The organism is Mesorhizobium sp. J18 (genome assembly GCF_007829525.1).
In the GTDB taxonomy this organism is placed as follows: Bacteria; Pseudomonadota; Alphaproteobacteria; order Rhizobiales; family Rhizobiaceae; genus VLJP01.
In genome coordinates, this window is the sequence record NZ_VLJP01000046.1 from 1 (window position 1) to 7,721 (window position 7,721).

Annotated in this window: 15 protein-coding genes; 8 read left to right on the forward strand and 7 right to left on the reverse strand. The window is 58.7% G+C overall.

Annotated features, from left to right (window positions below):
• Positions 1 to 242: hypothetical protein (locus L598_RS21630; RefSeq protein ID WP_210245009.1), on the forward strand; the 242-nt coding region annotated here is incomplete at its 5' end.
• A gap of 36 nt (positions 243 to 278) precedes the next feature.
• Here the strand turns inward: L598_RS21630 and L598_RS16045 are convergent.
• The 4 genes from L598_RS16045 to L598_RS16060 form a co-directional block, all read right to left on the reverse strand.
• Entirely contained in the window at positions 279 to 623 is a 345-nt protein-coding gene (locus L598_RS16045; RefSeq protein ID WP_015042063.1) for a hypothetical protein, read from the reverse strand.
• Positions 616 to 1,248, reverse strand: coding sequence for a ParA family protein (locus tag L598_RS16050; protein WP_015042062.1), 633 nt, complete (start codon positions 1,246 to 1,248; stop codon positions 616 to 618). The genes L598_RS16045 and L598_RS16050 overlap by 8 nt, the downstream gene beginning before the upstream one ends.
• Positions 1,249 to 1,308: 60 nt before the next feature.
• Positions 1,309 to 1,965 (reverse strand): recombinase family protein, encoded by a 657-nt coding sequence (locus L598_RS16055; protein WP_015042061.1) that lies wholly within the window; start codon positions 1,963 to 1,965, stop codon positions 1,309 to 1,311.
• 229 nt (positions 1,966 to 2,194) lie between these two features.
• Positions 2,195 to 2,719 (reverse strand): hypothetical protein, encoded by a 525-nt coding sequence (locus L598_RS16060; protein WP_246658787.1) that lies wholly within the window; start codon positions 2,717 to 2,719, stop codon positions 2,195 to 2,197.
• A gap of 293 nt (positions 2,720 to 3,012) precedes the next feature.
• Between L598_RS16060 and L598_RS16065 the strand changes: the two genes are divergently transcribed.
• The 6 genes from L598_RS16065 (at position 3,013) to L598_RS16090 (ending at position 5,785) form a co-directional block, all read left to right on the forward strand.
• The gene (locus tag L598_RS16065; protein ID WP_015042074.1) at positions 3,013 to 3,270 is read left to right on the forward strand and encodes a MazE family transcriptional regulator; all 258 of its coding nucleotides are present in this window, start codon (positions 3,013 to 3,015) and stop codon (positions 3,268 to 3,270) included.
• Positions 3,267 to 3,593 (forward strand): type II toxin-antitoxin system PemK/MazF family toxin, encoded by a 327-nt coding sequence (locus L598_RS16070; RefSeq protein ID WP_144864164.1) that lies wholly within the window; start codon positions 3,267 to 3,269, stop codon positions 3,591 to 3,593. The genes L598_RS16065 and L598_RS16070 overlap by 4 nt, the downstream gene beginning before the upstream one ends.
• A gap of 74 nt (positions 3,594 to 3,667) precedes the next feature.
• Positions 3,668 to 4,006, forward strand: a complete 339-nt coding sequence (locus tag L598_RS16075; RefSeq protein ID WP_246658788.1) for a hypothetical protein — start codon at positions 3,668 to 3,670, stop codon at positions 4,004 to 4,006.
• A 44-nt stretch (positions 4,007 to 4,050) separates the two neighbouring features.
• Positions 4,051 to 4,473 carry a DUF805 domain-containing protein gene (locus L598_RS16080; protein ID WP_144864168.1) on the forward strand — a complete coding sequence of 141 codons (423 nt, stop codon included), beginning with the start codon at positions 4,051 to 4,053 and terminating at the stop codon, positions 4,471 to 4,473.
• A 20-nt stretch (positions 4,474 to 4,493) separates the two neighbouring features.
• The gene (locus L598_RS16085; RefSeq protein ID WP_186445064.1) at positions 4,494 to 5,147 is read left to right on the forward strand and encodes a DUF3617 family protein; all 654 of its coding nucleotides are present in this window, start codon (positions 4,494 to 4,496) and stop codon (positions 5,145 to 5,147) included.
• Positions 5,144 to 5,785, forward strand: a complete 642-nt coding sequence (locus L598_RS16090) for a DUF3617 family protein (protein WP_348642769.1) — start codon at positions 5,144 to 5,146, stop codon at positions 5,783 to 5,785. Before L598_RS16085 ends, L598_RS16090 begins: the two co-directional genes overlap by 4 nt.
• Before the next feature lie 39 nt (positions 5,786 to 5,824).
• Here the strand turns inward: L598_RS16090 and L598_RS16095 are convergent, their stop codons facing one another.
• Complete coding sequence (locus tag L598_RS16095) at positions 5,825 to 6,304, reverse strand: hypothetical protein (RefSeq protein WP_144864173.1); 480 nt, start codon at positions 6,302 to 6,304, stop codon at positions 5,825 to 5,827.
• A gap of 76 nt (positions 6,305 to 6,380) precedes the next feature.
• Here L598_RS16095 and L598_RS16100 point away from each other — a divergent pair, with 76 nt between their 5' ends.
• Complete coding sequence (locus L598_RS16100) at positions 6,381 to 6,770, forward strand: hypothetical protein (protein WP_210245010.1); 390 nt, start codon at positions 6,381 to 6,383, stop codon at positions 6,768 to 6,770.
• Between the two features lie 159 nt (positions 6,771 to 6,929).
• Here L598_RS16100 and L598_RS16105 read toward each other — a convergent pair whose 3' ends face one another.
• Both L598_RS16105 and L598_RS16110 read right to left on the reverse strand, forming a co-directional pair.
• Complete coding sequence (locus L598_RS16105) at positions 6,930 to 7,217, reverse strand: hypothetical protein (protein ID WP_144864175.1); 288 nt, start codon at positions 7,215 to 7,217, stop codon at positions 6,930 to 6,932.
• A 9-nt stretch (positions 7,218 to 7,226) separates the two neighbouring features.
• Positions 7,227 to 7,598, reverse strand: coding sequence for a hypothetical protein (locus L598_RS16110; RefSeq protein ID WP_144864177.1), 372 nt, complete (start codon positions 7,596 to 7,598; stop codon positions 7,227 to 7,229).
• Positions 7,599 to 7,721: the final 123 nt, after the last annotated feature.

The following is a 7,721-nucleotide window of genomic DNA, read 5'->3' on the forward strand; positions in this document are numbered from 1 at the left end:
AAGCCGCCGGCACCCGAGGTCTTCATCCCGGCATTCGCGCGGGCGGCCCTGCAACCCCAACCAGCAATGCCGCCCGCGCTGGCGCCGCGACCATCATTGCACTAACAATCAAATTGGACCCGTCCGTGGGGGCCGATCATTTGAATGCGTTGGGGTTGATGACCTTCTTGGAATCAAACGTAATCATGCCGCACCTTAGACGAGCTGTCTACAAAAGCCGAAAAATGCATCTGGCAAAATAGCAAGAATGTAGCTGCTAGATAGAAGCTAGATTATTTCTATCTACTAGATTTCTGCTCGTAGGCGTCAAGCGCCCTTTCGAGAATCTCGACCAACAGCACGCCGTCACGCTGCGCCAGGGCACGGATACGCTCGTCCCATTCGGGCGTTACCCGTGTCGCAAATTGCACCGTGCGGTTAGTTCGCCGGATGCTGCGACCGTCGATGCTACGCGCTGGCGTTGGCGTTGGTTTGGCCTTGGGCCGCGCGGTCGGTCGCATTTCCGGCACGGCAGGCGCTACCTCTGGCGCGGTTAGGTTCATGCTGGCTTCGTCCAGCGTCGGCGGCTCGCCCAGCTCGTCGCGCCGTCCCTTGAGCTTCTTGAGTTTAGATACGTCAGCCATTGGTCACCAAATCGATCAGTGATTGAATGAGAGTGTCGGCCCGTTCGTTCAGCCCCGAGTAACGGGTTTCCGTAATGCTGTGGCCGGTGTTTTGCGCCTGCCGATAGGCGGGCCGATCACGCAGGCTGCCGCTCAGAACGGTGTAGCCGGCCTGCTGCAAGTAGACGCGGGCGGCCAGTTCCTCGGCCGGGGTCCCGATGCGGTTTAGCGCGAAGGTGAGGCGATCGGCCGGAATACCTGCCTTGCTCAGCGCGTGAAACTCACGCACGGCCGGTATCAGGTCATCCCTCGATGCGCCGGACGGCTGCACGACCAAATCAGCAGCGCGGGCTATATCGAGCGTGGCCTGACTGGTACGCGCCGGGCCGTCGATGATGAGCAGATCGAAACCGTTGGCCGCTTCAAGCGCCTGCGCCGCTGTGGCGAACGCCTCGGCAGCGACAACCGGCTCAATGCCCTGGGAAAGCCGTAGGCGATGCCAATCAACCGACGTGCCTTGCTGTGTGTCGAGATCGGCAATCTTCACGCGCAGGCCGCCGGCGGCCGCTTCGCGGGCCAGGGCGCGGGCAAGTGTCGATTTTCCGACCCCTCCTTTCTGTGAAACGAACGCGACAATGGCCGCCATGGAATGCTCCTATCTTGCAGCTAGAATCAGGATTGTAGCAAGATAGCAGCTAGATATAAACTAGCTGCTTGATTTCGCCCTATGTGTCGCCCAAACTCGTTTGACCTGACTAGGGCTGCAACCCGCCAAGCGGGCCGTTTCCGCGATGCTCGCCCCGCCTGTGCGCAGGGCGATGATGCGGGCATGTAGGGCACCGTTGGGCTTGCGGCCTTCGTAGCGGCCGGCGACCTTGGCAAGCTCGATGCCCTGGCGCTGCCGCTCGCGGCGGTCCTCGTAGTCGTCACGGGCCATCTGCAGGGCGAGGCGCAAGAGCATGTCCTGTACCGATTGCAGGACGATGCGGGCCATGCCCTCGGCCGTCTCGGCCAGCTCCGACAGGTCAACCACGCCGGGCACAGCCAGCCGCGCGCCCTTATCGCGGATCGCCTGCACAAGCTGCTCGGCCTCGGGCAAGGGTAGGCGGCTGATACGGTCCATTTTCTCGGCAATGACGACCTCGCCGGGCTGCAAGTCCGCAACAAGGCGCGTCAGCTCTGCGCGGTCTGCCCGCGCGCCGGATGCCTTCTCACGGTAGACGGCCGCCACGTAGTAACCGGCCGCCCTGGCGTTCTCGATGATGGATTCTTGCCGCTGCAAGTCCTGCTCGTCGGTACTCACGCGGATATAGACCCTTGCCACACGGAGAGGGCGGTCGTCCCCGTTGCGGATGGTGTCCATGATTCCGCTGATCGTGGTGCGCTCCAGGCGACCCGCCTCGGCGTCCTCTATTGCCTGCCGCGTCTCCGGGCTTGGCTCGAAATGATCGAGTGGCGGGTATTTGCTTGTGCGCTTTGCCATGCTGCGGCCCTTTGGGTATTCCCTAAAGAGCCTATCTTATCAGCTATGGCGCATAACATGAAGAGGCAATGCTATTGAGCTAGGGGCAGGGGGACCGGCCTATCGTGGCCTATGCTGCAAGCCGATCTCCCTCGGAGCGTCGCCGCCGTGGGCGGAAGGCGGCGGCCCGCCTTACTGTGTGGCCGAGGGCAGGGCTTACGCCCGCCCGCTTGCCCCATATCTCGCCCTGTGGGCCATGTTCATCGTGCATTTCCCGCAAAAAGAAGTGCTCAAGGAAAGCAGGCTCTGTGCCCTTTACGAGATACTTTGCGAGTCGGTTGGCATGGGACGCCCGAATGGGCTTCTCACGATAGGTGAAGGGGGTTAGTGGCCCTTGGACCCGTTCAATCCAGCGCGGCAGCTTGCGCAGGAAGTCGGCCATCAGATCCTCGGGGACATGAAGAGCCCAATTTACGTGGGGGTTCTCCCCGGTCGGGTTCTCGAAGGTGTAGACGTAGGCCGGCGCAACAGGTTCCGCTCTCCGCTTCCCGTGATAGGCCAGCCAGTCCCGAAACTTATGTCGGATGCGCTCGAACAATGTTGCAGCGCAGGCCGCGTCCGTCTCGCTCAAGTGGATCACGACATATCGGTTCATCGGTCGTCCTGTTGCGGCTGCGAAGTCGAACGCCCGAAAGATGGACTGTGTGACACGGCGCTTGATGTGGTCGGTGCAGCGGGCTTTCCCCACTACATTTTTGGTCATGTTGCAGCCACCTATACTACATATGCCATTCCTCCCCATTGATTCCCGTTTAGTTTACAAAGAACGAAATGGCAACATCTGGCGAGGCTCAATCCCCGGTTTTTTGGATTGTGCAATCCAAAACAGGCATTGAATGCCCGGGCGGGGAATGTTATATTTTCATATAACTCAAAGGAGGTGCCCCCATGCACACTACCAATCTCCGCAAGGTCGGCGGCTCGGTCATGCTGGCCGTTCCCCCCGCGCTGCTCGATGTTCTGCATCTGTCGGCCGGGGCCAAAGTCGGCTTGGCCGTCGATAACGGCCGCCTCGTGGTCGAGCCGAAGGCACGGCCGCGCTACACGATGGCCGAACTGCTGGCCGCGTCCGACTATTCGCAGCCGCAACCGGCTGAAGAGCGGGAATGGATCGATGCGCCTGCCGTGGGCGGTGAGCTGATATGAGGCGCGGTGACGTCTACATGGTCGATCTGGAACCGACGCAGGGCAGGGAGCAACGCGGGCACCGGCCGGTGGTCGTGGTTTCGCCCGACGAGTTCAACCGGGCTACCGGCTTGCCTGTCATTCTACCGATCACCAATGGCGGTGAGTTTGCCCGGCGCATCGGCTTTGCCGTGCCCCTCTCTGGCACCAACACAACCGGCGTCGTGCGCTGCGATCAACCCCGAGTGCTGGACCTGAAAGCGCGCAACGGTCGCAAGGTGGAATCTCTGCCGCCGGAAATCATGGATGAGGTCTTGGCAAAGGCCGTCACGATTTTTGAGTGAGGCAGGGACCCGTTACCCCTATGGAAGAGCAACCTTCAGGGCGCCTCGTCGACCAACGCATTCGCAATAGGATCATGGAGGCCGTTGAAGCATTAGCCGGCGGAGATGAGACGGTACGTCGCGAATGGCCTGTTGAGTATTTTGAGAGTTTTTATGACTGGATCCCGCATCAGCTCGATGGGGAAATGCGCTACAACAGCGCGATTACACCAGAGGAACGAGCCGTATTGTTAGAGGTGAGCAGCATCCTCGATGCTGCCTGCGATGCTACCCCGGAGAATATGGATGCCGATGAATTTATCGCATCAGGTTGGCCAAAGCGGATACAGCCAGTAGCGTTGAAGGCCCTCAAATTTATGCGCAACAGAGGCAGTTTCAGCGAAGATCAGGAAGAGCATTCCCCGACTTGCTGAGGATAACCCCTACCGACCTTTGAAGAGATGGAGATGCCGAATTCATGCTTTGGATTTTCGTGTTTGGTATATTGGCTTCACTGCTTTTTGTTTTTGTAATTTCCTACAAGAACAGGCCATCGCAAGGCCCTAACCGTTTCGGCGAGACGGCTTCACCTGTCGACTTTCCTACGGCGGTCGTGAGATTCTTTACCGGATACTTTGATTTCAAGAGCAGAGCGAGCCGCACGGAATTCTGGTATGCGATGCTTTTCTATGTGCTGCTGCTATTCGTGCTCGGCCTGCTCAATCTTCCGGACATTGCTGTTTCGATCGTGCTGCTCATTACAATGGTACCGTTTTTCTCGGTGACCGCCCGCCGCCTGCACGACACGAACAGGAGCGGATGGTTTCAGCTTGTCTCATGGTTTATGCCTGTCGGGACGATTGTAGCGCTATTCTGGTTCAACGAACCGCCACGCGACTAAGCGCCAGAAACGAGGCTTTTATGAAACCTGTTGCCAGTTTGATCGCTGTAGGTGCCGTTGTCGGTATTGCTCTCTCATCCCTTCCAGCCGCTACTCATGATCTTCCGAAGAACATCCCGGCCCGCAAGCCGGGTCTCTGGGAAATGCGAACGACCGGCACGGTGGGATCAAACCAGGCCAAGGCGATAAAGAAATATTGCCTGGATGCGAGCTCCGACCGAGCCCTTTATGAGCTGGAAATACTGCGCAAGCAATTGCAGGTGATTTACAGCGACATCAGTTGCCAGGCGCCGAAGGTCTCCATGAGCGGCAACGTCATGACCGGCGAGATGGCGTGCCGGACCAATTCTCCGGATGACGACGAAACAGCCGGCATGGATTTCCGCTGGACGACGACATTCAGGAGCGACAGCGAAGTTGTAAATGAGGAGCATAGCCTGCCTCGCGGCGTGATGTTTCACACGGAAAACAACACGATTACGGAACAGCGGTGGGTCAGTGAATGCCCAGCCGACCTGAATCCAGGAGGGATCGTTGATCTGGGTTTTACTTACAACAGCGATGCGTGGCCGAACGAGAACATCCCCCCCGACACCATCCAGGATGCATTGAAGCGGCTTGAAAAATCCATGCAAGAAGGCATCGAGATCAACAAGCGCCTGGGGCCGATGTGACCCGGCGCGTTTGCCTTTTCCAGCCGTTTGCAGCGGTCCTCCTCCTTGGCCTAGGCACTTCCGCTTTTGGCTTCGAGCTTCCAGCCGACCTGCCGGCGCGCAACGAAGGTTTGTGGGGCATGGAACAGACCGGCACGATCAGCGACGGCGAGACCACATTCGAAATCCAGAAGACATGGGAAATCTGCCTCGATCCTAGCGCCGACCGCGCGCTGCACGAACTGGAGGTTCGAGAGCAGCAGGCTAGTGTCGCCAGCCTCAATGAGCGGTGCGAAGAACCGCAGCCAACGCTCTCAGGAAATACTTATGCATGGACGATGCGCTGCGCGGGTCCATCGCCGATCGAGGACAAGATCGGCAAGACGGACATCCGGCATACGGTCACATTCGTAGGAGGCGACGAGACACGCGCCGAGACCGTCATCATCAACCGCGACAACTTGATCCGAAGTCGCGGCCGCTTCGTCACGCAGATGAAGCGCACCGGCGCCTGCGAGAGTGGATCGAAGCCCGGCGACATGATGCTGATGCACTGGCGCGTCAATGGCGAGGAAACCTTGAAAGCGCGCCAGCGGCGCAACCTCTATGATGAGATCGCGAACCACAAGGCGTTTACGGCTTCCAGGTTCGCGCGATGACGTCGCAATTGGGGGAATACCACGCGGCGCGGCGGCACTTCATTCGCCTCCGAAGCCGCCTCCGCCGCCATCGGAACCGCCGCCATCACTACTTCCAGTTCCCTCCTCGCGCGTGCCGCGCAGGATGAGAACGGTTACCACGAGCAACACCGCCACGACTATTCCGTCGATCAAAAGCTCCTTGAAAAGTGGCGTTTCGGTAAAAGGCGTTTCGCGCGCCTCGAGCTCCGACGGAGGATCCTCGTTCAGTTCTTCACGCCCAGGCCAAAGGGGTATGAGCGCGAACAACCAATGGCGTGGTTTGATGTCGGCGCGGTGGCAGCTCATGTCACCGCTTCGATAGACGCGGCAGTACTTTACGTCGCCCGTGAAGTGGTTGGTGACCAGCGTGGTTTCGGGCCCGATCCGCTCGAACTCATGATTGAGCTCCATGAAACCGATCAAGAGGGCCGCCCAGCCCCAGACAAGAATGAGAGAAAGGAATCTCAGGCCCCCTGCACCTTGTTGAGACTCATCCATCGGATTAGAACTCCCGCGTTACATGAAAACGCTAATAACGACGCTGCGCAAAGGCTCAAAGGCCAAGGGTAAGGCAATGGCTGGCGAAAATGATGGCCCTATAGAATCCATGATGAAAATTTCACCGCAACCAAGGGCCAAGCTGTCAAAACTGCGCGATATTGGTTGGGAACTTTGGGACCCGATTGGATTGTTAGAGCCTGGGTTCTACCCAGGTAAATGGGATGAGGAAGCGAACCGACCTTTTGCTGATGAGTATGACAGTTATCTGCTGGATGCAGCCGGCCAACTGCGTAGGGGCGTGCCTCGCGTGCAGGTTGTCGATTACCTTGTTCGGATCGAGACTCAGCATATGGGCTTACAAGAAGGCCCCACGACCCGAGATCGAGCAGAGGCCGTTGTGGCCGCTATCCTAGCTGATGACGGAATATGGACTTGGCCGGATGAGCAGGGACGGTTTCCCTAAGAAAACGGCCGATGAACAAAGCGGCTCAGGGAGGCCGGAAGGTATTCCCGGCGAAGCCGATATAGGCCGTGAGGTCGGGCAGGTTGGCGATTTCCGCCGGCATCACGACGGTCCCATGTCCCCACGTGACAACGCTAATTACGCTGCCACGCCAATCACTTAACGGGCGTTACGGCCCGCGAGGAATTCCCGCCGGAGCTGCGGATAGACGACATGGCGATACCGCCATTGCAGCCAGCACAGCCCCACGCCGGCCAACCCGCTGATGATAGATTCTAGGGATTGGGAATCGCCTGAGCATAAGCCTTTCAGCAGGCCGGGCGATTGCAGAACGAGCACCATCAATAACAGGCCGCCTATGGCCAGAAACAGGCTTGCAAAGCCGATCTGAACCGCCCGATTTACACGCCGGAAAAGTGCTTTGATGTGCCCGGTTTTGTCGAACATTACTGCCTCCTATTTCGGTGAAATCTTGCGTTTGATTTCCTGCCCTGGTTCCCACATTTCGCCTTTGGCATGGCGCTGGACGTACTCGATGATTAGGGCGCGCAAAACGCGACTGGGGATAGCCCCATTTCGCTGTGCAGCCCCTTCGAATTCGGCCTTTAGGGTAGGATCGATGACGGCCCTGATGAGGTCACCGCTCGACCGGGAATATTCCTTGCCCAAGGCCAGGACTTTCCTCTTTGAAGCTCGCCACACGTACTCGCGGATGAGGTCTCGTAAGACCTGACTTAGCACCCGGTCATTACGCTTTACGGCCCGCTTGAATTCCGCTTTCAGCTCAGGGGAGATAACGGCTTTGATGAGGGCATTCTCGTCAGCCAATTTGCGCCTCTTCGGGGGTCCACGTTTCCACCCCGAGGCGCTTCAACTCGCCCCGGATGGTTGTCATGCGGTCGGGGCCAGCAATGGCCCGCAACAGCAGTAGCGTTTCGATCTGAACGGCGG

Coding starts and splice junctions, on each gene's coding strand:
- L598_RS16045 (WP_015042063.1), bottom strand. CDS start 623: ATGGCTGACGTATCTAAACTCAAGAAGCTCAAGGGACGGCGCGACGAG.
- L598_RS16050 (WP_015042062.1), bottom strand. CDS start 1,248: ATGGCGGCCATTGTCGCGTTCGTTTCACAGAAAGGAGGGGTCGGAAAA.
- L598_RS16055 (WP_015042061.1), bottom strand. CDS start 1,965: ATGGACACCATCCGCAACGGGGACGACCGCCCTCTCCGTGTGGCAAGG.
- L598_RS16060 (WP_246658787.1), bottom strand. CDS start 2,719: ATGAACCGATATGTCGTGATCCACTTGAGCGAGACGGACGCGGCCTGC.
- L598_RS16065 (WP_015042074.1), top strand. CDS start 3,013: ATGCACACTACCAATCTCCGCAAGGTCGGCGGCTCGGTCATGCTGGCC.
- L598_RS16070 (WP_144864164.1), top strand. CDS start 3,267: ATGAGGCGCGGTGACGTCTACATGGTCGATCTGGAACCGACGCAGGGC.
- L598_RS16075 (WP_246658788.1), top strand. CDS start 3,668: ATGGAGGCCGTTGAAGCATTAGCCGGCGGAGATGAGACGGTACGTCGC.
- L598_RS16080 (WP_144864168.1), top strand. CDS start 4,051: ATGCTTTGGATTTTCGTGTTTGGTATATTGGCTTCACTGCTTTTTGTT.
- L598_RS16085 (WP_186445064.1), top strand. CDS start 4,494: ATGAAACCTGTTGCCAGTTTGATCGCTGTAGGTGCCGTTGTCGGTATT.
- L598_RS16095 (WP_144864173.1), bottom strand. CDS start 6,304: ATGGATGAGTCTCAACAAGGTGCAGGGGGCCTGAGATTCCTTTCTCTC.
- L598_RS16100 (WP_210245010.1), top strand. CDS start 6,381: ATGGCTGGCGAAAATGATGGCCCTATAGAATCCATGATGAAAATTTCA.
- L598_RS16105 (WP_144864175.1), bottom strand. CDS start 7,217: ATGTTCGACAAAACCGGGCACATCAAAGCACTTTTCCGGCGTGTAAAT.